We start from the raw sequence: 23,920 nt of genomic DNA, 5'->3' as shown, positions 1-23,920 counted from the left end.
CGTGGTGTGTGCGGTTGTTGGAGGAGGCGGATCACGGGAGGTGGACGTACTGCGTCGACCTGGCCAGGGAGGACGGGAAGCGCAGGACTCGCCGTCGGGGCGGTTTCGCCTCCCGGGCGGAGGCGGTGCGGGAGATGAAGGTGGTGCTGGACGGTGAGCTGCGCGGGGTCTACGAGGACCGCCGCACCACCGTCGCCAGTTTCCTGCGGGAGTGGCTGGCGGCGAAGAAGGAGGTGCTCGCGCCGAACACCTACGCCGGCTACGAGGACTGCGTCGAGCGGGACCTCATCCCCGCCTTCGGCCACTACCGGCTCCCCGACCTGCGCCCCAAGCAGATCGACGCCTGGGTCACCGCCCAGCAGAAGGCCGGCCGCGGCCGGGTCACCGTCTACCGGGTCGTTTCCACGCTGCGCAACGCCCTGAACCACGCGGTGCGCTCGTGGCGACTGCGGTACAACCCGGCCAAGCACTCCGTCCCGCCCAGGCCCCGCGCCGTCGAGCGCACCTGCTGGACGCCGGACGAGGCGGCGGCGTTCCTGCGCCACAACTCGGAGCACTACGGCGACCGGCTCACCGACCTGTTCGAGGTCATGCTCGGCACCGGCATGCGCCGCGGCGAGATCCTCGCCCTGCACTGGTCCGACGTGCACCTCATGGACCGCAAGCTCTACGTCCGCTGGACCCTCGCCGCCGTCAACAACAACGGGATCCACTTCGGCGAGCCCAAGACCGAGGCCAGCCGCGCCTGGATCAGCCTCTCCCCCAGAGTGATGGCCACCCTCCACCGCCAGGCCGCCCTCCAGATGACCGCCCACCCCGAACGGCGCCTGGAGGGGCTCGTCTTCTCCCGCCCCGACGGGACGCCGCTGCGCCCTCAGTGGGTCCTCGACCAGCTCCGCAAGCGCACCGCCGAAGCCGGCCTCCCCAGGATCGGCCTGCACGACCTGAGGCACACCGCGGCCAGCATCATGATCGCCGCCGACATCCCCGTCGCCGTCGTCTCCAAGACGATGCGCCACTCCACCCTCGCCATCACCATCAACCTCTACGGCCACCTCCTCAAGGACTCCGCCGACGAAGCCGTCAAGGCGCTCTCCGCCGCCCTCGACCACGCGGACGCCCAGGCAGCCCGCCAGACGGACCCCGCCGTCGGTCGCAACTTCGGACAGGCGGCGTGAGCAGGACGGGACCCACCAGTGCGCCGGGCAGCGTAGACATGAGCTGCCCGGCGGTGTCTGGGGCACGGGATCGACCGATCTCCCGTCGTCTACCAGGTCAGGGGCAGTTGCACGGGGATTCCGGAGGTCGTCTCCACTCGCGCGACCAGGTCGGTCGGGATCGGCACATCGAGCCGTACTGTGGCCGGTGTGTAGAGGTCCGTCTCGATCTCAGGTGTCGTGAGGGACACGAGGAGGTCGTAGGAGGCTGGCTGGCCGACGCGGTCGGATCTGTTGTGGGACTTCCACCAACCACCGGTCGGGTAGACCGCCAGGGCTCCGCAGTCGGCGAGTCCGGCCGCGGTGCCGCGCCAGATGTCGGCGGGCAGGGAGCCGCGGTTGCGGTTCTCGGAGCCGACGAGCCAGGCCTTGTCACCCTCGAACTTTCCGGGGTGGTCATGCCGTCGGCCTCGGCCTGTGCGTCCTTCCCGATCCGTGTTTCGAAGTCGGCCAGGTTCTCCACGCCCTTGATCGCGAACCGCAGCCGGTGGGACGCGTAGGTGTGCTGGCCGAGGACACCCTGCCGGCCGGGATGCCAGCAGAGCAGTCGCCACCATGTGCGCCGCCAACTTCGCCACCGCCGGACGCCGGTAAAGGCGGTCCTCCACCGAACCATGACACGCGGCCCCGCCGCAGAAAAAGGCCGTTCCCCGCATCGCTGCGGGGAACGGCCTTCCGGCCTGCATGAGCGTAACGCCGACCGGGGCAGCAGGATCTGAATCTGCGCCCTTCCCCCCATTCACTCTGTGATCTTTCCCGCCGAAAAGGCGGACAATTTTTCGATCACGAGTCGCACAGCCAGGGATCCTGCCTTAGTGATCTGCATATTCGCCTCCTCGCGATCGTCCTACCGGTAACTTCTTCCGGTACTTTCCAGGATACTCCTTACTGCGAGAATTCGATCCCACCATGCACATAAGTTAATTTTTGAAAATTCCTCCGCTTGGCGTTTGACCAGAAATTCCACTCGAGAGATTTCCTGCGCCTCGCCTCACAGTCGCAGGATCCACCCTGGCCGAGGTGTCGCGAAGTGCCGGTGAGTCGTACGCCGATCCGCGTGGGCCCAGGCGATGAAGTCGGCCGACGGAGAGGACCGCTACGGGCAGACCGGGGTGCGTGGCGGAGTTCGAGACGAAGGTCGACCAGCGGCGACCCATCGACCACCCCTGCTCACCCCGCCCATCGACCACCCCTGCTCACCCCGGAGGGCGGGGCTGCGGCCGGAGTACGGTGGAAGAGCGCACCGTCCACGAGCTGCAGACTTCTGCGGCGCCCTGGCGGTAGCACGAGGCCGTCCACGAACGAGCCGAGGCAGGTGTCTCGACATGACCGCGACCCCCGATCCCGCCGCCACCCAGCCACCTGGGCCAGGGCCGACGGTCCGCCTGTCACTGACACCCGAGGGCGCCACGCGCGGCCGGCTGGACGGAGCATGGTGGCCGCGCTCGCACGATCTCCTGCGCGAGCTGCCCCCGCTGGCGGCAGCACTGGACCCCACGTGGGGGAAGGTCACCCGTGTCACCGTGAATCCGACGCACTGGCCGGTCATCCCCCGACGCGTCCAGGTCGCAGGCCACGTCATCCACGTCGGGTGGTTCGAACAGGAGCAGGACGCGGACGAGGTGATCGTGTGCTCCTTCACACCTCTGCGCCTGGAGCTCCTGGTGATTCCCCCCGAGGCCGAAGCCTCCGCCGCCGAGTGGCTGATGACAGCGGCGTCCGACCCGGCCAACACCCGCACCGGCACCGACCTCCTGACAGCCGCGGGCGCGCCGACCGCAGACCCGCGGGCAGACGGGTGACTCCGTTCACCAACGGACACACCACACCGACCATCGTCGGCCCCGGCCCTCCTCCCCCGGCCGGCTGCGGGCTGCTCCGGCTACTTGCGTGACCACTCGGTCCCGGCCTGGGGCTCGCCGACCATGTGCTGCCCCTCCCAGACCCGGACCCTGATCGCCGACCGGTGGCCGTACCGAGTCGCCCTGCCGGCACACCGGGCAGATGGCGGCGGCACACGCCGGAGGGAGAATGGGAAGTGCCCACCGACATCGGTGGTTGCCGATGTTCGAAGCGGCTGACATCCGGGAATGGCGCGGCCCTCGACGCGGTGGATGCCGACCGCCACAAGATCGGCACGCTGGAACCCGTCTACGTCGACACCGCGACGGATCGGCCGGCGTTCGCTACCGTCACGGTCGGGCTGCCCACACGCCGCCGCCTGGTCTTTGTTCCTCTCGCCGACGGGCGGGTCGGCCCGGGCTATCTGCAGGGTCTGGCCCAGGAGCCAGGTCAAGACGGCGCGGGGATCGGCATCGACGGCGTACTGCCGGCCGAGCACGAGGCGGCGATCTTCGCCCACTACAAGCTGGACTACGCGCCGGGCACGAGCGGTGAACGCCGCCTGGCACTCTGATACCCGCGCACGCATCGAAGGAGCCCGAACGATGGCACTGGTGCTGTTCCTGATCATCCTGGCGATCGTGCTCGGCATCGTCGGCGTGGCCATCCACGGCCTGATCTACCTGCTGTTCATCGGCATTGCCGTACTGATCATCGCCGTGGCCATTTCCGCTGTCCGGTTCCGGCACGGCGGCCGCTCCTCCAACCGCTGAGACCCGCCGGTAGTCCGCCAGTACGGGGAACCGCTTCGCAGTAGGTGCCTGCGACACGCCGAGTCGGGGCCGCCGGTCCAGAACCGGGTGAGGCGAGCGAGGCACAGCCCTGCGCTCCGAGCACGAGACAGCCTGCGTGCGCCTTGCCCCCGGCAGGGGACGCCATGCGTAACACTGTGTGCCGTGTCGGATACGAGTCGAGGTGGCGAGGGCGGCGCACCGAGCCCCGACGCCCTGCTGTCGGCGCTCGATGCGGAGCAGCTCGGGGTGTTGCGCAGGGTGGGGCTTGAGTGGGGTCGGGTTGCCGGGGATCCGCAGGCATGGCGGCATGCGCTGCCGGTGGATCCGGATCTCGGTCGTTATCCCGCTCCTTCGGAGATCCGGCCGGTCGGCTTCGGTCGTTTCGTGCGGGTCGCCGCGGTTGGCGGAGGACCGCCTGCGGTTGAGGCGACCAGCGAGGACACCCGGACTTCCCGGCTCGGCCGGGTCGGTACCGGGGTCCGGCACGTGGTGCTCGGGGCTCCGCTGAGGAGCACCGCGATCGCGCATGAGCGGATGCGCAAGCTGGTGGCGTTGCCGGTGCTCTCCGCCGACGCGCTCTCCTCGGTCGCGTACGGGCCCGAGGCGATGCTGGGCGTCCTCGTCCTGGCTGGTGCCGCCGGGTTGCGGTACTCGGTGCCGATCGCCGTGACGATCGTGTTCCTGATGCTCGCGGTCGGGGTGTCGTACCGTCAGACGATCCGTGCCTATCCGCACGGCGGTGGTTCGTACATCGTCGCCACCGCCAACCTGGGCCGCGTTCCCGGGTTGGCGGCCGCTGCCGGTCTGATGACCGACTACATTCTCACGGTCGCGGTCTCGATCGCCTCCGGCATGGCGGCGGTCACCTCTGCGATCCCCTCGCTCCAAGGCGACGTCGTGCCGATCGGCATCGCCGTGATCGCTATGCTGCTCGCCGGGAACCTGCGCGGTGTGCGGCAGGCGGGTGCGCTGTTCGCCGCACCGACGTACGCCTTCGTGATCGCGGTCCTGGCACTCGTCGCCGTGGGTCTGTTCGACGCGGCCGGCCGCGGTTTCCACCCGGCGGCGACACCACAGCTGACCGCGACCGAGGGCGTCAGCCTGCTTCTGGTCCTGCGTGCCTTCGCCTCGGGTTCGACGGCGATGACTGGCATCGAGGCGATCTCCAACGCGGTGCCGGCCTTCCAGCCGACCGAGTGGCGCAATGCCCGCACGACACTGACCTGGATGGTCGGCCTGCTCGTCGCACTGTTCGCCGGCACGGTCACACTCGTCCACCTCGACGGCATCGTCCCGAACTCACGGGAGACGGTCCTGTCGCAGCTCACCCATCGCACCTTCGGCTCGGGCTTCGGCTACGTGTTCACCCAGGCCTCCACCGCCGCGATCCTGCTCCTCGCGGCCAACACCGCCTACAACGACTTCCCCCGCGTCCTGTTCCTGCTGGCCCGTGACAGCCAGGCACCGCGGATCTTCCTGCGACTGGGCGACCGTCTGGCCTTCAGCAACGGGATCATCCTGCTCTCGGTCGCCGCGGCCGCCATCTACGCGGCGTTCGGCGGCAAGACCGGCCCTCTGATCCCGCTCTATGCCGTCGGCGTCTTCCTCGCCTTCACACTGTCGCAGGCCGGCATGGTCGTTCACTGGTGGCGCCTGCGCGACCGCCACTGGCGCAAGAGCCTGGCCTTCAACGCCACCGGCGCCCTGCTCTCGGCGGTCGTCCTCATCACCGCCGGCATCACCAAGTTCACCGAGGGCGCCTGGTTCGCCGTGCTCACGGTGGGACTGTTCGTCCTCGTGACGACAAGGATCCGGCACCACTACGACACGGTCGGCGCGGCGACCGCCCTGCATCCGCATGCCGTCGAAGTCCCCAGCCGTACGGTCACACCGCCGAGTTCGGAGGAGCACACGGCACGAGGCACCGCACGGACACCCGGCACCGCGACCGGAGCAACGTTCGAGACCACGGCTGAAGCCGAGAGCGAGGAGACTCCCGAGGAGATCCACCCCCTGTCGATCGTGCCGATCGCCACCCTGGACCAGGCCGGCATGCGGGCCCTCGCCTACGCCGCCTCGCTCCAGCAGCCGGTCCTCGCGCTCCACATCAGCTCCAGCGCGGACGAGGCCCAACGCTTCCGCGCGTACTGGAACCTGTGGGGCGACCACCTACCCCTGAAGATCGTCCTCTCCCCCTATCGCGCGATCGTCGCACCGCTGGTCAACTACATCGAGTCGCTGCACCACCAGCGCCCGGACCTCACCTTGACCGTCATCCTCCCGGAGATCGTCGTACGGCACTGGCGCCACCGCCTCCTGCACAACCGTCTCGCGGCCAGGCTACGGAGAGCGCTGCGCCCCCTGCCGAAGGTCGTCGTCACGACCGTCCCGTTCCACGTGTAGCACAGCGGCGGCGCCGAGCACCCGAGGTGTCAAAACGGGGCGGTCGTACGAGCGACGACGCGACCCTGTTCCTGATCGAGTGGCGCTGAGACGCCCGCACCCCCGCCGCGGCTCTCCCGAGCGGCCGGATCGGTCCGGCGCGGGCGGAGTACCGTGGAGATGTCGGGGCGGCCCGAGCCGCCGCGCCCTGAGGGGCGGGTCTCGCTCAGCGGGCTCGGCCCGCGTCCACGGACAGGTGGCGAGCCATGTCGGACGAAACCGGTGCTTCGCACCGCGGGCTTCTGCCGGACCGGTTCCGGCAGGCCGCGCAGCCGGGGACGGTCCTGCTGCGCCTGGAGACCACCCAGTCACGCGAAGGTGCGCTCGACGGCGCGTGGTGGCCCCATTCACGGGACATCCGCGCAGAACTTCCCGGTCTGGTCAGGGCGTTGACCGAACACCTCGGGCCCATCGCGAGCGTCGGGCTGGACGCGGAAGCCTGGGACGACGTCCCGGCCCGCCTGGTCGTCGACGGCCGGTCGGTGCACATCGACCGGTACCCGGTCGGCGACGACACCGTGATCATCACGCGGGGCGACCGCGATCACTTCAGCCTGCTCGTCGTCCCCCCGCAGGCGAGCCAGGAAGCGGCCCTGGCCGCGATGGCCCGCGCGGTCGAGGCCGACGGAACCGACTCCGCGCGGCAGATCCTCATCGCCACCGGCACCGGTCCCGAACCACCGGCCGAAGCGTCCTGAGGGACGGCCTCGTGGGCCGGGCTCCTCGGGCAGACAGGAAAGGCGGGACGCAGAGATGTCCGTCTACGTGAAACTCTCGGCCGACGCCCGGGCACCGGCGGAGCCGTCGAAGGGGCCGCTGGACCTGCAGTACGAGGACCACACGGACGACGGCGTCACCTTCGAGTACGACCTGCACCCGAGCGGCGCACTGCGCGTCCTGCGGGTCTTCGAGGACACGCCACACCGGATCGAGGCGTGCTTCAGCCCCGGAGCGTGGCTCCAGGTCGCGGGCACCTACCTGCGAAGCGGCTCCGAGTACTGACGGCGATCCGGTTCAGAGCGAACCGCAGGCCCTCGGCGGCGGTTGCCCGGCTGTCAGCGGTGCGCGAATGGGCCCCCGTGCCGGAACCGGACGGCGGAGCACGACCTCTCCTCGCCGACCTTCCCCGCGGCTACGCGCCCTTGTTCGGCCGCGCCGACGCCACCGCGGCTTGACTCGGACCAGGCGATGGCCGTCACCAGTACCGTGCGTCGCCCAACGGGCAGCACCGCGCATTCGCAGCGGCCACCACGCCAGGTGCAGGGTCGACCTGAACGCCTGGTCGGGCAGGGTCGCGAGTGCGTTCTGGTGGGAGTCACCTCTACCCGTGGACGCTGGATGGGAGGGCGGTGTCGAGGGCGTCGCGCAGGGCGTACAGGTCGGCGATGGTGGCCAGTTCGGCGAAACGGGCCAGCAGCCGGCGGACGGTTCGGTCGTCGCCGTCGTGCACGGCCTCGATGATCGCCTCGATCAGGTCCGCCTGTCCGTCCCGGGCCGACTCCGGTACTGCGGGCACCAGCTCTTCCATTCCCGCCTCCCTGCGCGGTGTCGCTGGGTCCTTCTGCCGCTGCGCGGCGGCGGCTCGGGGGTCGCCGCCGCCGCGCAGCGGCAGATTACCTCACACCCGAATGCCGCAAAATCTATACTCGCCGGAGTAGACATTCCTTACGGGCGGGTCTAACGTTTCTCTCGTAGACAGGAGTCGGCGATACCGGCCAGACACGAACTGGCCGACGTTGTTGGACAGAAGTTCGCAGGACGGTCCGGCAGTGGAGTGCCGAAGCCAGACAGATGCAGGACGGCGACGGGGCTGACTGCCGGACCGGGCGGCCCGCAGGTATCAGGGGCCGCCACCAGCAGTACCTAGCACTACGCAATTCAGTGAGAGCAGTACCAGCAGTACGAAAGTGACAGTTCAGTACAGAGGATGAACGGAGGGCGCAAGCGCCATCAGGATCGCCCGGCCCGTGAACACTCACCCGGGCGGACACCGCAGACCCCAACGCAAGGACGGTGGTTTCCGGTCACGCATACGCGATCCCCGCACACCCCCCCGGGGCAGTGCGGAAGTAACAGGACCGGCCCAGGCCGGTAGATGGTGTTGTTACCCTTCGGGGCCCCGGAGCCGACACGGCCCCGGGGCCCCTCGACGCGTTCTCCCCGAGAACCAGAGAGGTGCAGTGACTACAACGACCAGCCCCAACACACCCGACAAACTCGACGACGACGACTACCCCGCCTACACCATGGGCCGCGCCGCCGAGATGACCGGCACCACCCCCGGCTTCCTACGAGCCCTCGGCGAACACCGCCTCATCACCCCACTGCGCTCCGACGGCGGCCACCGCCGCTACTCCCGCTACCAACTACGCATCGCCATGCGCGCCCGCGACCTCGTCAACCAGGGCACCCCCATCGAAGCCGCCTGCCGCATCATCATCCTCGAAGACCAACTCGAAGAAGCCCTACGCCTCAATGAGCAGCTCCGCCGCACCCAACACCACCAGGAGCCCACCACGGACACCTGACCCGCCCGGCAACCTGGCCACAGCTCCTTCCAGCCCTACGGCCGCGCCGCAGCTGGCTCGGGCCCCGGAGCCCTCGCACCGGGACCCCCGGATGTGCGGGGTTGCGCCGTCCGTTCCAGCGCGGTGTGCCCACGGGCGGCCGGTGCGGCAGCTTCCCACTCAAAGCCGGCCTTCCAGCACGGATCCAGGACCCGCCGATGGCCTCACCGTCCGCGCGCTGAGAGCACCCGGACGCCGTCGCCTTCGCCATCGGGCCGGACACGTTCACCGACCCGGCTGGGCAGGCCACGCACCGAAGCATCCGTGCATCCCCGTCCACGCACGTGTACCCGCCGTTCCAGCTCGGCCGGTTCCCCGCCGGGCGGCCAGCGGTGAGACGATGAAGAAGCGGCTACCGTGCCGCCGGCCATCGCACCTCGAAACGAGGGATGATCATGGCCAAGGTCCTTCTGGTGCTGCTGTGCCTGGTCCTGCCGTTCCTGGCAGTGCTGATCAGGACGGCCCGAGCATGAAGGCGCTCTGGCCTTCCTCCTCCAGCTGTGCGGCAGGTGGTCAAGGACTGAGGCCCCGCCCCAAACACAGGCACTCCACACGCCGGGTTGGCACCCATGTCACGACACGAGAACGAACACCGGCACACAAGCACAGCTGACGAGACCAGGGCCGCCACCCGTGGCGCCGGCCCCGCCGAGAGCCCGACCGACCTGCCCCAAAGGTCGTGGTGGGGCGTCCTGAAACGCACCACCAAGCAGTTCAAGGCCGACAGCCTCAGCGACGCCGCAGCCGCGCTCACCTACCACGGCCTGCTGGCGATCTTCCCCGCCCTGCTCGCGCTGGTGTCGATCCTGGGGCTGATCGGCAGCTCCGCCACCAAGCCGCTGCTCGATCACATCCGCAACCTCGGCCCCGGATCCGCCCGCCAGATCCTCACCACCGTCGTGCAGCAACTCCAGAACGCCCAGGGCAAGGCAGGCATCGCACTGGCCATCGGGATCGCACTCGCCCTGTGGTCCGCCTCCGGCTACGTCGCGGCCTTCATGCGCGCCGCCAACAACGTCTACGGCATCGACGAAGGCCGCCCGCCATGGAAGACCCTGCCCACCCGGCTCGCCCTAACCATCGTCCTCGTCGGGCTCCTCGCCCTGACCGCCACCGGTGTCGTCTTCACCGGCACACTGGCCACCAAGACCGGGAAGATCCTCGGAGTCAGCGACAACGCCGTACAGGTATGGGGCATCGCCAAATGGCCCGTCCTCATCATCATCGTCATCGCGATGGTCACCCTGCTCTACTGGGCCGCCCCCAACGCCAAACGACCCAAGCTGCGCTGGATCCTGCCCGGAAGCCTGGTCGCCGTGGCCCTGTGGATCATCGCATCCGGCGCGTTCGCCCTCTACGTCGCCAACGTCAGCAGCCTCAACAGCACCTACGGCAGCATCGGAGCCGTGATCCTCTTCCTCCTCTGGCTGTGGGTCTCCAACCTCGCGATCCTGCTGGGCCTCGAGTTCAACTTCGAGCTGGAACGCGGACGCGCGATAGAAGCCGGTCACCCACCCGAGGAAGAGCCCCACCCCGAACCCCGCGACACCCGCAAACCACCGCCCGGCACCCCACACCATCACGACAGACCCAGTCGCTGAGTGTCTGACGCTGTCGGGGATCTTGCTCCGGTTCGGCACCACGCAGGGAGTCACCCGCCACCGTCGTGAGCTGCCTTCGCGCCGCATCAACGATGCTCGCGGTGCTGTTCTCGTGCCGGTGGGGTCTGTACGGTCTTCGGGAGCGTGTCCGAAAGATCGTGTCGACGCGCTGTGGGTGAAGATCCGCTCCGGCGCGGTGAGTTCGAAGCCCGTCTACGTGGCGGTCGGGGTCGACATGGACGGCCGCAAGGACGTGCTGGGCCTGTGGGTGGGCGCCGAGGGCGAGGGCGCCAGCACGTGGATGGCGGTGCTGTCGGAACTGCGTAACCGGGGCAGCGAGGACGCGTGCATCGTCTGATGCGACGGCCTGAAGGGGCTGCCGGAGGCGGTGACCGCCACCTAGCCCCGGGCAACCCACGTGCAGACGTGCGTAATTCACTTGATTCGCGCCTCGCCGCGGCTGTCCTCGGCCAGGGACCACGCCACGCTGGTGCCGGCCCTGCGGGCGATCTACACCGCGCCGACCGAGCAGGCCGCCGAGCAGGCCCTGAACGAGCTTGCCGCCTCCGACCTGGGCGAACGCTACCCGGCCGTGGTCCGCACCTGGCGGGCGGCCTGGAGCGAGTTCACGCCCTACCTCGCGTTCCCGCCCGCGATAAGGAGGGTTGTGTACTCGACGAGAACTCCCCCAAAAGACACACTCCGCCGTCCGTCGAGAAGACGATGTACAGCTCGTCGGCGGCAGCGGGCCGCATCGAACGCAGCAGACGCAGATGATCCGCGGTGAGCGGCCAGCGCCCGCGGACCGGGGTGTCGTCGAAGATCCCGGGCCGGATCGAGCTCGCCGAACATGCGGGAGTGGTGGGTGTCGGCCTGTCCTGGTGAGCTTCGCAGTTTGGCCAACAGCTCGGGGCCGATGCGCCACCGGCCCGCCGCGCGCATGCTTCCAACTGCCGAAAGGGCACCTCACGACTCAACCGACCCCACCCACCTGACACAAACACTGACCCACATCAACTGCCTCCGGCACGGGGGTGCGGCACGGGGGGTGTGTCCGGGCCGGCGCCGGGGAGGTCGGTCCAGCGCCAGTCGTTCCGGGTTGCGAGTCGTCGCAGTTGGCCTTCGTTTTTCGGGGTGCGCGGAATCAGCCAGGTTCCGCCGGCGCGCTCGCCCATGCGATTGAGGGCGACGTAGATCGGATTGGTCAGCTCACCGGGGTCGGCGGCCTGGAGCTGGAGCCAGTCGTCCCACCGCGATACCTCCACAAGCGTGCTATCGCGATCGTCGACCTCGTTCTCGGTGAAGAGCGCGCCCTCCTGCTCCGCGGCCGGGGAGATGCCGTACTCATTGGGGGCGAGGTTCAACGGCGTGTCCTCTCCGGCAGTGATCCGGTAGCTGCGACCCCGAACCCCGAGCATCCGTCGCACTTCGTCGAGTTCGGGCTCCAAGGTGCCAACCCTGGCAGGACACACGGCGTAGTGGATCACTCGGCACCGCCCCGCCTTCCGGCCGGGACGCACCAGTCCTTCGTCGTCCTCATGCCAGGCGACCCTGGCCGGCACGCGATAGCTGGGCAGATCCTTGGGCTGCAGGGGGATCCACTTGCCTCCGGTGGACATCCTCCACTCGACCGTGGTCAAGCACTCCTTGCAGCGCGAGTAGGGAGTGTAGTTCTCTCCTACGGGCTTGCCGATCGCGCTGGCCCAGGTCTCCAGGGCCTGCCTGCGGGCGTCGCCACCGTCATCACTTCTGGCCATTTCCGACACCCCACGTTTCTGACGTTTGATCAAAAGCGCGTCAGCAGAAGGATAAGCGACCGTTGCGACAATATGGAGATATCGCGCACAGACCGGCGACGCCCTTCGCGTCCGGCGGGTAGCCATCGAACGCGCAACTGCCGGGTTGACGCCGTCGGCAGAGGGTTTTGGCGCGCCACTCTCAGCCGGCCCACCGCCGCCCTCGACAATGGGCAGCACCCTGACCCGTACAGACAGAAAGTTGATCAAGATTCCGGGGAAGATCCGTGCGTCATCGTTCCATCACCTCGGCCTTGCTCAGCGCCGCCGGCATCTGTGCGCATCGCTCCGCCCGACGATGTGGCCTCCACCTTCCTGACGATGCACCAGACTTGTTAGCGAACGCTCGAGCAGGCCCACGCAGAGACTCCGGAGGCAGAGCCCCCTTGACCCGCTACAGCATCGACCCCGCACGACATGAGCTGATCGCCACCTGGGGAACGGGCGAGGGCGATCTCGCCACCCGCACCGCCTCCCTCCCCGCCGAGGCCGAGACCTCCGTACTCCTGGGCCTGGCCCGCGCGCTCACCCAGCTGTCCGAGGCCGCGTGGCGCACCTACACGCATCCCGCCAGCGCCGCCGGCTCCCTGGAGCCCAACACCGAGGGCTGGCGCCGCGAGGAGGAACGCAAGCACTTCGCCGAGGTCGCAGACGCGATCGCCAAGCCGAACCTCCCCAGCGGCGGCTCGATGGTCGTCTCCTACTGCCGCCTGATCGAATCCGCGAATCGTGTCGGCCGCGCCCTGCACGAGCTCGACGACTCCGAGCTCGACGAGGCCGTACTCGCCGAGGCCGCCACCGAACTCGCCGCCGTTGAGAGCGCCGAACTCGGCGACCTGACCGGCCGCGCCCAGCAGGCCGTGCTCCTCAGCCGGGAAGACGCCTCCCCCGTCCAGGTCGCCGCAGCCAACAGCCTCCTGGAGCAGGACCCGTTCGGGCCGGCCGAGCTCTTCTCCGATATCGACCCGACCGCCGCCGCCGTCGCCGCGGCGCACTGGCTCGCCGTCGCGGCCGAGGTCACCGCCGAAGCCTCCGGTCAGAACCCCACCCAGGTCGTCCTCGAAGCCGACAACATCGAAGCCCTCCCCCACGAGACCCCCACCCTCATCCTCGGCCTCCTCGAAGACGGTGCCACCCCGCACGACGCCGTAACCGGCCTCGTGCGCCACGCGATGCACATCACCGACGGCCTCCTGCCCGACCCCACCGCCCTGCGCGAACAGCTCGACGAGTTGGAGGAGACCGTCCCCGAGTACACCGGCGACGAGGAGCCCGACCTCGCCGACGTCGCACTGCGGCTCACCCCCTTGGACCCCAGGCGGCCGGCCCGCGACCTCCTCGAAGACCTCCTCACCGGCATTTACGGCTGCTGGCTCCTCCACAGCGAGTACGAAGAGCTCGACGACGAGGACGACCTCGACGGTGACGTAGAGGACTGGGACGACGAGCAGGCCGAGCAGTACCAGCGGCGCAGCCGCGAGCGCTTCGCCCAGCTCGTCCGCGAAACCGCTGCACACCGCGACCGGCTCATCTGACCTCGCTCGTACGCGCCCCGCAGCTCCGACTGGACGTAGTCAATCACCTACGGTGACTTCGAACCCGCGGTGGCATTCCTGGGCTCCCTCCTGCTTCTGGTCACTCTCCGCGACGAGAAGCAGGAACGGGCCGCCGCAGTGGGCCCTCCATCCCGGCAACGGAACCGTCCCCCGGTCGGCGGCGTCCCCGATTGCCGCTCAGAAGACGGCTCGGCCGCGACCACCGTGCGCTCACCAGCGCTGGAATCGGCGCTTGACCTGCGACGATCCCTTGGCGCGGCGTCAAGGGCGGCCCGGGGCGAGACTGAGGGAAACCCCTCCGCACGAGCCCTTGAGGCGATCACCATGCCGACCTCGATCCACGACCGTGGCCGCGTCTACCGGCGCTGCGGGTGCCGCGATACCCAGCGTCGACAGCTCGGCGCCCGCTGCCCCCACCTCTCCGCCGATCCCGGCCACGGCACCTGGACGTACGCCGTCGACGTCCCCTGGCCTGACCAGCGCCGCCACACCGTGCGCCGCGGCGGCTACCCCAACGAGGACGCGGCCCGCAACGACCTGCGCCGCTTCCTCGACGGCCACGCCTACGGCTACAACCCCGACCCCCGCCAGACTCTCGGCGACTACCTGATCGCCTGGCTCACCGCCCAGGAGCTATGACTCAAGCCCACCACACTGGCCCGCTACCGCGCCTACGTCCACCAGGACCTCATCCCCGCCCTCGGATACATCCTCCTCGACGACCTCGCCTACGAACACATCGACCACTACGCCCGCGCCCAGCTCAAAGCCGGCCGCGGCCGCGTCACCGTCCACCGCATCCTCGCCACGCTCTCCAGCGCCCTCGGCGCGGCCGTCATCCGCCACCGCCTCGGCCACAACCCCGCCAAACCCGCCGTCATCCCCCGACCACCCACGCCCGAGCGCCGGATCTGGACGCCCGACGAGGCGGTCCGCTTCCTGGAGTACGCGCACGAGCACGACCCGCTGTTCGCCCACCTCGTCGAGCTGATCATCAACACCGGCATGCGCAAGGGCGAAGCCCTGGGCCTGCACTGGGACGACGTCCACCTCGACGAGGGCGTCCTGTTCGTCCGCTACACCCTCTCCTCCGTCGACAACCATTACACCGTCCTCACCGCCCCCAAGACCACCAGCAGCCTCACCTGGATCGCCATCAACAACCGCGCCCGCCGAGCCCTCGAAGACCAGGCCGACCACCACTTCCTCGGCCTCGCCATCCCCGCCCACGGCTACGTCTTCCAACGCCACGGCCGCCCCCTCGACCCCCACTACGTCCTCAACCACTTCCACAAACTGTGCGACCAGGCCGACGTCCCCCGCATCGCCGTCCACGACCTGCGCCACCTCGCCACCACCCTCGCGCTCAACGGCGGCGTCCCCTTCGTGATCGTGTCCAAGACGCTGCGTCACCGGACCCTGTCGACGACCGCGAACATCTACAGCCACCTCACCCGCCAGGCAGCCCGAGAAGCCGTCGACGCAATCGCCCGCCTCCTCGACAGCGCCGAACTCGCCCTCCACACCGCCCGACGAGCGGACCAGCCACGGAATCTGATCGCCCAGTTCCGCGACCACCTCACCAACCGCCAACGCCGAACCCACCGCGAACGCCCAGCTCACGCACCCATTCCGCTGTGACCGGTGCGACCACCATGCGACCACCAGCTGACAAAACGCCAGAAAGGCCGCTCCCGCCAGAAGCGGAAACGGCCTACGACCTGCGAAAACGCTGGTCGGGACGACAGGATTTGAACCTGCGACCCCTTGACCCCCAGTCAAGTGCGCTACCAAGCTGCGCCACGTCCCGTGGTCTCGGCGCCTTGCGGTGGGGCCTGGGGGGCCTTGCCGGTCGGCTTCTCGACCTTGTCTCCGGTTGTTGTCCCGGCGACGTGGAAAACAATACAGCACGTCGGGGGGTGCTCGCTGCCAGGTTTCGGGGGTGGGTGGGGAGGGGGGTCAGGGGGTGGGGCGGCGGGCGTCGTAGGTGAGGAAGGCGGGGCGGCGGGCAGCGAGGAGGAGGACGCAGGCGACGCAGGCGAGGCCGCCGGTGATGACGGAGGTGGCGGGGTTGCTGAGGGCGGAGACGGCGCCGGATTCGAAGTCGCCGAGGCGGGGGCCGCCGGCCACGACGACGATGAAGATGCCCTGGAGGCGGCCGCGCATCTCGTCGGGGGCCGCGACCTGCATCATCGTGTTGCGGAAGATCATGCTGACGGTGTCCGCGCAGCCGGCCACGGCGAGCAGGAGGAGGCCGAGCCAGAGGTTGTGGAGGGCGCCGAACGCGGCGATGGCGAGGCCCCAGGCGGAGACGGCGGCGAGGATGGCGACGCCCTGGCGGTGGACGCGCCCGACCCAGCCGGAGAAGAGGGCGCCGATCAGGGCGCCGACGGCCGGGGCGGAGACGAGCAGGCCGACGGTGCGGGCGTCGCCGGCGTAGAAGGTGACAGCAATCGCCGGGAAGAGGGCGCGGGGCATGCCGAAGATCATCGCAGCGAGGTCGGCGAGGAAGCTGGTGCGCAGGTTGGGCTGCTCGCGCAGGAAGCGCAGGCCGTCGAGGACGGAGGCGCGGCCCTTGCGTTCGCCCTCCGGCCGCATGGCGGGCAGGCGCCACACGGCGTACAGGGTGCCGGCGAAGGCGACGGTGTCGACGAGGTAGGCGGCCTGGGCGCCGAAGGCGCCGATCAGGACGCCGCCGAGCATCGGGCCGACGGTGAGGCCGAGGTTCATGCTGACGGTGTTCAGCGCGTTCGCCGCCGGGAGCTGGTGGGCGGGGACGAGCCGGGGGACCATCGCCGAGCGGGCGGGCGAGCTGATCGCGAAGAACCCGGCCTGGAGGGCGACGGCGGCGTAGAGGACGGCCACCAGGCTGAGGCCCGCCAGGGCCTGGGCGGCGAGCAGGGCGGAGACGGTGGCCAGGCCGGCCGAGCCGATCAGGCCCAGCTTGCGGCGGTCGACGGTGTCGGCGATCGCGCCGCCGTACAGGCCGAAGGCGACCAGCGGGACGAGCGAGAACAGGCCCACCAGGCCGGTGGCGAAGGCGGAGCCGGTCAGGTCGTAGACCTGGACCGAGACGGCCACCGCGGTCATCTGCTGGCCTATGGAGGACACCGCCTGCCCGGACCAGACCCGGCGGTAGTCGGCGTTCTCGCGCAGCGGGCTGAGGTCGGCGAAGGCCCGCCGGTACCAGGGCACGTGCACCGGTACGGCCGGAGCGGCGGCGGTAGCAGGAGCAGGGACGGCAGCGGCGGGGGCGTCGGCGGTCGGGGTATCAGGGGGTTGGTTGGTGGTCACAACAGTCCATGGTTGCCCCGGCCTCCGCCGCACCCGACACCGGGGCCCCTCGAACGCCCGACGACACAGGAACAGCGCCCGCAGCCCCGCCCGACGGGCCCGCCGAGCCGACGCGGCACCACGGGCGGAGCCCCGCGAACGAAAGGAACACCGGACTACCTGGTGAGCACCTGCTTCTCCCCCGCCTCCACCGCGAAGTCCAGCCGGTTGCCCGGCGGCGGGAACGGGCAGATGAAGTGGTCGGCGAAGGCGCAGGGCGGCAGGTAGGCCCGGTTGAGGTCGAGGACCGTCCGGCCCTCGTCGTCCGGCTCCGGCAGGGTGATGAAGCGGAAGCGGTAGGTGTCGATGCCGCTGGTGGCGTCGGCGATGACGCCGGTGAGGTTCCGGCCGGAGCGGCCGACGGTCAGGGTGCGGTGCTCGCCGGCCACGGTGAACTCGATCCGCCCGGTGACCGCCAGCGGCCGGTCCTTGCCGTCCGCGTTCGGGACGAGCACCGACTGACCCTCCTCCTCGAAGGGGGTGTAGACGGCGGGGACGGCCCACTCGGGCGCGTACGGGTAGGCGGCGATGCCCGCGAAGGCGGTGCGGGCCGGCGCGGCCGGGTCGAAGACCCGCAGGGCGAGCTCGCCCTCCCGCTCGATCGGGACGAGCCGCAGGTCGCCCAGGGTGGCGGTGTCGGCGGCCGGGTCGGTGTCCGGGCGGAGCAGCACCTCGCCGTCGACCGGCCCGTCGGCGCCGTCGACAGTGATGCCGTCGGCGGCCGTGGCCCGTACCCGGACGCCCTCGGCGTCGGCCCACCAGAGGCCGGGCAGGCCCGGGACCTCGGCCGGCTCGGGCTCCAGCCAGTGCGTGCCGGTGAGTGCGAGCTGGCCGTGCGGCGCGCTCACCGACGCCGCCCGCCCGTCGCTCCAGTGCTTCCAGTCCTCCGCGGCCGTCGCCGTCATCGGTCAACCCTCCCGGTCCGGTCCGCGGACGGCCCGCTGTTCGGGCCGTCCGTATCGGTCATCCTGCACAACGCCGCCCGCCGGTGCGGATCATTCCCGGCTCCCGGCAAGCCGTCGGCCCCGCAAGGAGACTGCAATGCCGCGGCAACACAGCGGTCAGCCCTTCAACGGCCGGAACAGCCCCTCCTGCACCACCGACACCACCAGCTGCCCGCTCCGGTCGTAGATCTGCCCGCGGGCCAGGCCGCGCGCGCCGTGGGCGATCGGGGACTCCTGCTGGTAGAGCAGCCAGTCGTCGGCCCGGAACGGCCGGTGGAACCACATCGCGTGGTCGAGCGAGGCCATGTCGAAGTGCCGGGTGCCCCAGAGCGGCTCGACGGGGGCACGGACGGCGTCCAGCAGCGTCATGTCGCTGGCGTAGGTGAGGGCGCAGACGTGGATCAGCGGATCGTCCGGCAGCGGACCGTTGGTGCGCAGCCACACGCCGCTGCGCGCCTCTACGTCGACCAGGTCCTCCTTGTTCCAGCGCAGCCGCTCGACGTAGCGGATGTCGAAGGGCTGGCGACGGCTGATGAACGGGGGCAGCTCGCCGAGCCGGGAGCCGACCTCGTCCAGGGCGCTGGGCAGGCTCTCGGGGGCCGGGACCTCCGGCATCGGGTACTGGTGCTCGATGCTGCCCTCCTCCGGTCTGTGGAAGTCGGCGGTGAGCGAGAAGATCGACCGGCCGCCCTGGATGGCGAGCACCCGGCGGGTGCTGAAGGAGCGGCCGTCGCGGATCCGGTCGACCTGGTACACGATCGGCACGCCGGGCACCCCGGGGCGCAGGAAGTACGCGTGCAGCGAGTGGACGGGGCGCGCGTCGTCGATCGTGCGCCCCGCCGCGACCAGCGCCTGCCCGGCGACCTGGCCGCCGAAGGTGCGCTGCAGGGCCTCCTCGGGGCTGCGCCCGCGGAAGATGTTCAGTTCGATCTGCTCCAGGTCGAGCAGATCGACGAGGTCGTCGACGGGGGTACCCATGCGCGCGCTCCCTCTCGTGATTCCGTTCCAGTTCTCCAGCTCACTCGAATTCTCCGGCGACCCGGGGCATTCCCGCTCACCGACCCCCACCCGCCGATTCACTCGAACGAGTAAGCGAACCACCCGGGGCCCCTCCGCCCACCCGGGCCACGCCACCCGCCCCGGCTACACCGCCCACCCGGGCCACACCGCCCACCCCGGCCACGCCACCCGCCCCGGCTACGCCACCAGCCCCGACTGCCGCACCGTGACGTTCAGCCGCCCGACCAGCTCCAGGCCCGGATCCGCCGTCCCCGGCAGCGTCCGCACCACCCCGTGGTACGCGAACCGGGCCGGCCCGCCGAACACCAGCAGGTCCCCGCTGCGCAGCTCCAGGTCCGTCCACGGCCTGGTCCGGGTCTCCGTGTTGCCGAGCCGGAAGACGCAGGTGTCGCCGAGCGAGAACGAGACCACCGGCGCGTCCGCGCGCTCGTCGCGGTCCTGGTGAAGGCCCATCTTCGCGCCGTGGGGGTAGTGGTTGACGATCGCGGTGTCGGGCTCGTAGGCCGCCGCGCCCGCGATCGCGCCGACCGCTTCGCCGTACGCCTCCGCGACCGCCCGCCGGGCGAGCTCCCCCAGCAGGGGAGGGAACGGCTTGACGGGGGTGCCGTCCTCGGCGGTCCGCGCGTACCCGTAGGGGTACCAGTGCCAGCCGAGGCTCACCATCCGCACCGACATGAGCCCGCCGGTGGGCATCCGCACGCTGTGCAGCCCGGCCGGCGGGCGGGCCCACTCCCGGCAGGCGGCGACCAGCCGCTGCTGGGCGGCCCGGTCCAGCCAGCCGGGCAGCAGCACGGCCCCGGGAGCCGGTTCGGACCGCCCCCGAACAGCCTGCTCGCCGGACGGCTCCCCGAACAGCTCACCCTGGATCACCCCACCATCCTCCCGCAGCCCCTGCCCCGGTACGAGCCGCTCCCCCGCCTCCGTTCGGCTCCGGCTCCGACTCCGACTCGGGCTCCGGCTCCTCCACCCCGGAGCCCGGCCCCGGCCCCACCCCCGGCCCCGATGTCGGCCCCGCCCCCACCCCCGGCCCGATCATCCCCAGCTCCCGCGCACAGGCCGGCCAGGCCTCCCACCCCTGCTGCCGCAGGATCTCCTCCCCGACGGTGGTCTGCTCCCGCCGGCTCCCGTGGTCGGGCCGGTCGGCGAAGCGCAGCCCGCCCGCCTCCGCCCAGGTGGTCGGCCGGATCTGCAGGCCGCCGTAGTAGCCGTTGCCGGTGTCCGCCTGCCAGTCGCCGCCGCTCTCGCAGTCGGCGAGCTGGTCCCAGACGAGGTCCGCGACCCGCGTCGCCGCACCGGCCCGTACGCCACCCGCGACCACGGCCAGCACCACCGCCACGGCAGCGCCCGCCCGGATCACGGCCCGGACCGTCCGACCATCACACCCACCCGGCCGCCGGCATCCGCACCCGCACCCGCACCCGCACAACAAGGCGCCCCCGCACAACACGTCAGACGAACGCGACACAGCAGCCGACCCTAGGGAGCCCGGGCACCACCCCACCCCGCCACGCCGGGAACGCCGACGGCCGCTCCCCCGCGTGGCGGAGGAGCGGCCGTGACGAACAGCAGAGCGACCAGAGGTCAGCTCAGCATGCCTCAGATGCTCAGGGTCTGACCCGGGAAGATCAGGTCGGGGTTGCCACCGACGACCTTGGCGTTGTTCTTGTACAGGTCGTGCCAGTCCAGGCCCTGCGCGGCGGCGATGGAGCTCAGGGTGTCACCGGACTTGACGGTGTAGTTGCCCTTGGCCGGCTTGGCGTCGTTGGAGGAGTTCCAGGACTTGGGAGCGTTCGAGGACTTCGCGGCGTCCTGCTTCGACGGGGCGTCGGTCTTCGGCGCGGCGTCAGCCTTCGGCGCGGCGGCCTTCGGGGCGGCAGCCTTCGGCGCAACGTCGGCCTTCGGGGCAGCGGCCTTCGGAGCAGCGGCCTTCGGCGCGGGGGTCTGCGCCGGCTTGGCGGCGGAGGTGCCGGCCGAGGTGTCGACGGCGGCCGGGGCGCCGCCCTTGGTGAGGCCCGCCTTGACGGAGCAGACCGGCCAGGCGCCGGGGCCCTGCGAGGCGAGGACCTTCTCGGCGACCGCGATCTGCTGCGCCTTGCTGGCCTGGTTGGCCTGCGCGGCGTACGCGGTGCCACCGAAGGCGGCCCAGGTGCTGGAGGTGAACTGCAGACCGCCGTAGAAACCGTTGCCGGTGTTGATGGCCCAGTTGCCGCCGCTCTCGCACTGGGCGACGGCGTCCCAGGTGGAGACGGGGGCGGCGGAGGCCGAGGTGGCCGTGACGAGGCCGGCCACCGGCAGGGCCGCGACAGCGGCGCCCGCCACGACGGCCATCCGAACGCGGTTGCGCTTGGTGGCGGCGGTGGTGGTGGCAGCGGCGTTCTCGTTACGGAAGGTCATGGGGTTCCTCTCGACAGCCCCGGGCGGGCATGCGGAACCAGACCCTGGGGAGGGCCGCGTTTCGCTTGCCGCGTCCGTCGGACGGCCGTGCACGTGTCGGACGTGCCGCTGCCGTCCTGGCCACCCAGCCGCTCGCCGGCGACCTGTTCGAGCGATCGCGTCGGCGGGCACCTGCCGCGCCCGGCGGAGCCGGGGAGCGGTGCGTCGGGGGTGAACCCGGGTGGCGCTCGTTGCGCCGCCAAGAAAGCTAGGGGTCGGTCGGCGGGGAAACCAAAACACCACCGGTCTGCCCAGCTCAGCAAAGGGTTACCGGCGGTAATAGCCACACATTCCTGCCCGGAATGTCCGCTTTGGCCATCGATTCCTAGATCAAACATCAAGTCGGCGTGACTCACCTCACCGCTTCATTCCGGCAGTCCTGTCACCGACATCGACAGATTGCGACCACGAGAACACGCGGCGCGGTCGGATCCGGGGCAATTCCCGTCAGCCTCGCCGGGCACCCGTGACGCCTGACACAAGGGCCCGTTGGGCATGGCGACCTCCCCATGCCCGCCCCCATGCCCCGCCCCGTGCCCGCCCCCGCGTCCGCCCCTGACCCCACCCGCACCCATCCGAGGAGAACCCGTGCCGCGCATGCTCGACGTCAGCGACGAGGTCCGGTCCGAGATCGGCGACGACGAGGCCGACCGCCTGCTCGGCGGCGACCGCGCCCCCGACAGCTACGAATGCACCTCCTGCCGCACCCCCGGCGACACCCACGTGGAGCCCACCAGCACCGTGCTGTTCGTCGGCGACGAGACGGCGGTCCTGGCCTTCGCCCACGCCCGGTGCATCCCCTCCCAGGTGGTGCCGGTCGCCGAGGAGCAGCTGGTCGGCGCCGTCCGCAGCATCAACCAGTCGCAGCCCGCCGCCCCCGGCCTCACCGTCCCCGCCCCGGACCTCGCCCTCCCCGCACCGGCCACCCCCGCCGCCCCCGCCGCGCAGCCGCCCGCCCCCGGCCAGGCCGCCATCCTCGGCATCACCTGCGGTCTCGTCCTGCACGGCAAGGTCGGCCACGCCTCCCTCGTGGTAGAGCCCACCGGCCCGGTCGGGCGGCCCGGCAGCACCTCCGGCGAGGACGAGTTCCTCGACCTGCTCCAGGACGCGGGCTTCCAGCCGGTCGCCGACCTCGACGAGACCCCGGAGCAACTGCCCGGCTGGTCGGTCCTGGTCGCCATGGGCAAGCTGCACGCGATCCTCCAGCCCGCCGCGGCCGGCGGCAGCACCGGCTGGTGGCAGGCCCACCAGCCGCTCCAGGTCACCGACGCCTGGCGGATGGCCGCCAGCCAGCTCTCCGAGGTGACCATGTACGCCGTCCCGGCCGGCATGGTCGGCCGCCAGCCCCGCGAGGACCTGCTGCGCCAGGCGCTGGAGCGGGCGGTCGCGCTGGGCCAGGTGGTCGCCGCCTCCCTTCCGCTCGCCGGCACCTGATCCCGCCGCCCGGCGTGCCGAGGCGGAGGAGGGGCGGAGGAGGACCGTCCGCCCCTCCTCCGCCCACCCGGTACGCCGAATCGGTACGCCGAACGCCCCCGCATCCCCACCGCCTCTCACTCGTTGGCCCCTACGTGTACAGCTACGACGTCTCCGCACCCGCCGGACGGTCGACCACCGCCCCCCGCTCGATCCCGGGCATGCGCCCGTCGTACGACGCGGAGCACCCGCACTCGACGACCCCGATCTACGACGAGCTGTACTCCGAGTACCGACGACTGTTCCGCGCCCTGCCCGGCGACCGCTCGGGCGAGGAGGACCTGCGGTTCACCGGCTTCGCGATCCGCGACGGCCACCCGCTGCTCGGCGAGCAGCGCCCGTACCCGTCGGCGCAGCAGCAGGCCTTCCACACCTACGCGGGCCAGCCGTCCGGCCTCCCCCAGTTCATGCCGGCGCAGTCGCACCACACTCCCCAGCAGCACACCACCCAGCACCACGCCCCCCAGCACCACACCTCTCAGCACCACGCCCCCCAGCACCACACCCCGCAGCACCAGACCTCTCAGCACCACAGCCCCCAGCACCACGCGCACGTCCACCCCCAGCACCAGCCGAACCCCCACGCGCACACCCACGCACCCCCCCACCCCGAGCCCACCGCCGCCATGGCCCCCGCCCCCACCGCCGCCGCCACCAGCGACGGCCACGGCCAGGGCTGGGTCGCCGCCGGCTACCTCGGCGCGGTCCAGCACACCGTGCCCGCCCCACCGCCGGCCCCGGCCCCGCTGCTCGGCACAGCCACCGGCCTCGCCACCGCCCCCGCCCCGACCGGCGGCCGCCACCGCCAGATGCTCTCGCTCCCCCCGGGCCGCACCGGCGACCACCGCTAACCGGGCCCTGACCGCCCGGACCGACCACGCACACCACCGGCGGCAGAAACG

Annotated in this window: 22 protein-coding genes, 1 tRNA gene and 2 pseudogenes; 15 read left to right on the top strand and 10 right to left on the bottom strand. The window is 70.9% G+C overall.

The window, feature by feature from the left end; translation table 11 throughout:
- Window positions 1-17: 17 nt before the first annotated feature.
- The 7 genes and pseudogenes from ACZ4W5_RS09545 (at window position 18) to ACZ4W5_RS09515 (ending at window position 7,297) form a co-directional block, all read left to right on the top strand.
- Window positions 18-1,178, top strand: coding sequence for a tyrosine-type recombinase/integrase (locus tag ACZ4W5_RS09545; protein ID WP_465653732.1), 1,161 nt, complete (start codon window positions 18-20; stop codon window positions 1,176-1,178).
- Between the two features lie 1,364 nt (window positions 1,179-2,542).
- Complete coding sequence (locus tag ACZ4W5_RS09540) at window positions 2,543-3,019, top strand: DUF5994 family protein (RefSeq protein ID WP_046386302.1); 477 nt, start codon at window positions 2,543-2,545, stop codon at window positions 3,017-3,019.
- A gap of 262 nt (window positions 3,020-3,281) precedes the next feature.
- Window positions 3,282-3,633 (top strand): annotated as a pseudogene (locus tag ACZ4W5_RS09535) (PRC-barrel domain-containing protein).
- A 31-nt stretch (window positions 3,634-3,664) separates the two neighbouring features.
- Complete coding sequence (locus ACZ4W5_RS09530) at window positions 3,665-3,832, top strand: DUF2207 domain-containing protein (protein WP_143685857.1); 168 nt, start codon at window positions 3,665-3,667, stop codon at window positions 3,830-3,832.
- A 555-nt stretch (window positions 3,833-4,387) separates the two neighbouring features.
- Window positions 4,388-6,256, top strand: coding sequence for an APC family permease (locus ACZ4W5_RS09525; RefSeq protein ID WP_465653783.1), 1,869 nt, complete (start codon window positions 4,388-4,390; stop codon window positions 6,254-6,256).
- 245 nt (window positions 6,257-6,501) lie between these two features.
- Complete coding sequence (locus ACZ4W5_RS09520) at window positions 6,502-6,993, top strand: DUF5994 family protein (protein ID WP_465653731.1); 492 nt, start codon at window positions 6,502-6,504, stop codon at window positions 6,991-6,993.
- Between the two features lie 55 nt (window positions 6,994-7,048).
- Window positions 7,049-7,297, top strand: a complete 249-nt coding sequence (locus ACZ4W5_RS09515) for a hypothetical protein (RefSeq protein WP_097239207.1) — start codon at window positions 7,049-7,051, stop codon at window positions 7,295-7,297.
- Between the two features lie 319 nt (window positions 7,298-7,616).
- Here the strand turns inward: ACZ4W5_RS09515 and ACZ4W5_RS09510 are convergent, their stop codons facing one another.
- Window positions 7,617-7,823: a hypothetical protein gene (locus ACZ4W5_RS09510; protein ID WP_360238253.1), complete on the bottom strand. Its 207-nt coding sequence runs from the start codon at window positions 7,821-7,823 to the stop codon at window positions 7,617-7,619.
- A gap of 652 nt (window positions 7,824-8,475) precedes the next feature.
- Between ACZ4W5_RS09510 and ACZ4W5_RS09505 the strand changes: the two genes are divergently transcribed.
- The 3 genes and pseudogenes from ACZ4W5_RS09505 to ACZ4W5_RS09495 form a co-directional block, all read left to right on the top strand.
- On the top strand, window positions 8,476-8,823 hold the full coding sequence (locus tag ACZ4W5_RS09505; RefSeq protein ID WP_465653730.1) for a helix-turn-helix domain-containing protein: 348 nt from the start codon (window positions 8,476-8,478) through the stop codon (window positions 8,821-8,823).
- A gap of 608 nt (window positions 8,824-9,431) precedes the next feature.
- A complete protein-coding gene (locus ACZ4W5_RS09500) occupies window positions 9,432-10,463 on the top strand; it encodes a YihY/virulence factor BrkB family protein (RefSeq protein ID WP_465653729.1) in 1,032 nt (343 codons plus the stop codon).
- Between the two features lie 160 nt (window positions 10,464-10,623).
- Window positions 10,624-11,187 (top strand): annotated as a pseudogene (locus ACZ4W5_RS09495) (IS256 family transposase); the annotation flags it as partial.
- A gap of 289 nt (window positions 11,188-11,476) precedes the next feature.
- Here ACZ4W5_RS09495 and ACZ4W5_RS09490 read toward each other — a convergent pair.
- A complete protein-coding gene (locus ACZ4W5_RS09490; protein WP_465653728.1) occupies window positions 11,477-12,220 on the bottom strand; it encodes a DUF6083 domain-containing protein in 744 nt (247 codons plus the stop codon).
- A 425-nt stretch (window positions 12,221-12,645) separates the two neighbouring features.
- Here ACZ4W5_RS09490 and ACZ4W5_RS09485 point away from each other — a divergent pair, with 425 nt between their 5' ends.
- The gene (locus ACZ4W5_RS09485) at window positions 12,646-13,794 is read left to right on the top strand and encodes a hypothetical protein (protein WP_465653727.1); all 1,149 of its coding nucleotides are present in this window, start codon (window positions 12,646-12,648) and stop codon (window positions 13,792-13,794) included.
- 345 nt (window positions 13,795-14,139) lie between these two features.
- Window positions 14,140-14,454 (top strand): hypothetical protein, encoded by a 315-nt coding sequence (locus tag ACZ4W5_RS09480; RefSeq protein WP_465653726.1) that lies wholly within the window; start codon window positions 14,140-14,142, stop codon window positions 14,452-14,454.
- Here ACZ4W5_RS09480 and ACZ4W5_RS09475 read toward each other — a convergent pair.
- The gene (locus ACZ4W5_RS09475) at window positions 14,449-14,850 is read right to left on the bottom strand and encodes a hypothetical protein (RefSeq protein ID WP_465653725.1); all 402 of its coding nucleotides are present in this window, start codon (window positions 14,848-14,850) and stop codon (window positions 14,449-14,451) included. The two genes, ACZ4W5_RS09480 and ACZ4W5_RS09475, sit on opposite strands and share 6 nt — an antisense overlap.
- On the opposite strand from ACZ4W5_RS09475, the gene ACZ4W5_RS09470 reads away from it, so the two are divergent.
- Entirely contained in the window at window positions 14,755-15,456 is a 702-nt protein-coding gene (locus ACZ4W5_RS09470) for a site-specific integrase (RefSeq protein WP_465653782.1), read from the top strand. The two genes, ACZ4W5_RS09475 and ACZ4W5_RS09470, sit on opposite strands and share 96 nt — an antisense overlap.
- A gap of 92 nt (window positions 15,457-15,548) precedes the next feature.
- Here ACZ4W5_RS09470 and ACZ4W5_RS09465 read toward each other — a convergent pair.
- From ACZ4W5_RS09465 to ACZ4W5_RS09435, 7 genes are all read right to left on the bottom strand, one after another.
- Window positions 15,549-15,625: transfer RNA gene (locus ACZ4W5_RS09465), tRNA-Pro, on the bottom strand.
- Between the two features lie 149 nt (window positions 15,626-15,774).
- On the bottom strand, window positions 15,775-17,109 hold the full coding sequence (locus ACZ4W5_RS09460) for an MFS transporter (RefSeq protein ID WP_465653724.1): 1,335 nt from the start codon (window positions 17,107-17,109) through the stop codon (window positions 15,775-15,777).
- Between the two features lie 155 nt (window positions 17,110-17,264).
- Window positions 17,265-18,053, bottom strand: coding sequence for a DUF1684 domain-containing protein (locus ACZ4W5_RS09455; protein WP_465653723.1), 789 nt, complete (start codon window positions 18,051-18,053; stop codon window positions 17,265-17,267).
- A gap of 156 nt (window positions 18,054-18,209) precedes the next feature.
- Window positions 18,210-19,070 carry an acyl-CoA thioesterase II gene (tesB, locus tag ACZ4W5_RS09450; protein WP_402479592.1) on the bottom strand — a complete coding sequence of 287 codons (861 nt, stop codon included), beginning with the start codon at window positions 19,068-19,070 and terminating at the stop codon, window positions 18,210-18,212.
- Between the two features lie 219 nt (window positions 19,071-19,289).
- Entirely contained in the window at window positions 19,290-19,979 is a 690-nt protein-coding gene (locus ACZ4W5_RS09445) for an alpha-ketoglutarate-dependent dioxygenase AlkB family protein (RefSeq protein WP_465653781.1), read from the bottom strand.
- Entirely contained in the window at window positions 19,969-20,469 is a 501-nt protein-coding gene (locus ACZ4W5_RS09440) for a transglycosylase family protein (RefSeq protein ID WP_465653722.1), read from the bottom strand. Before ACZ4W5_RS09440 ends, ACZ4W5_RS09445 begins: the two co-directional genes overlap by 11 nt.
- Window positions 20,470-20,708: 239 nt before the next feature.
- Window positions 20,709-21,506 carry a transglycosylase family protein gene (locus ACZ4W5_RS09435; RefSeq protein ID WP_465653721.1) on the bottom strand — a complete coding sequence of 266 codons (798 nt, stop codon included), beginning with the start codon at window positions 21,504-21,506 and terminating at the stop codon, window positions 20,709-20,711.
- Between the two features lie 636 nt (window positions 21,507-22,142).
- Here ACZ4W5_RS09435 and ACZ4W5_RS09430 point away from each other — a divergent pair.
- Together ACZ4W5_RS09430 and ACZ4W5_RS09425 are read left to right on the top strand one after the other, a co-directional pair.
- Window positions 22,143-22,979, top strand: a complete 837-nt coding sequence (locus tag ACZ4W5_RS09430; RefSeq protein ID WP_465653780.1) for a hypothetical protein — start codon at window positions 22,143-22,145, stop codon at window positions 22,977-22,979.
- 134 nt (window positions 22,980-23,113) lie between these two features.
- Window positions 23,114-23,869 carry a hypothetical protein gene (locus tag ACZ4W5_RS09425; protein WP_465653720.1) on the top strand — a complete coding sequence of 252 codons (756 nt, stop codon included), beginning with the start codon at window positions 23,114-23,116 and terminating at the stop codon, window positions 23,867-23,869.
- Window positions 23,870-23,920: the final 51 nt, after the last annotated feature.

This window comes from Kitasatospora sp. NPDC029367 (genome assembly GCF_055569135.1).
This window is presented reverse-complemented; position numbering and strand designations above follow the sequence as displayed.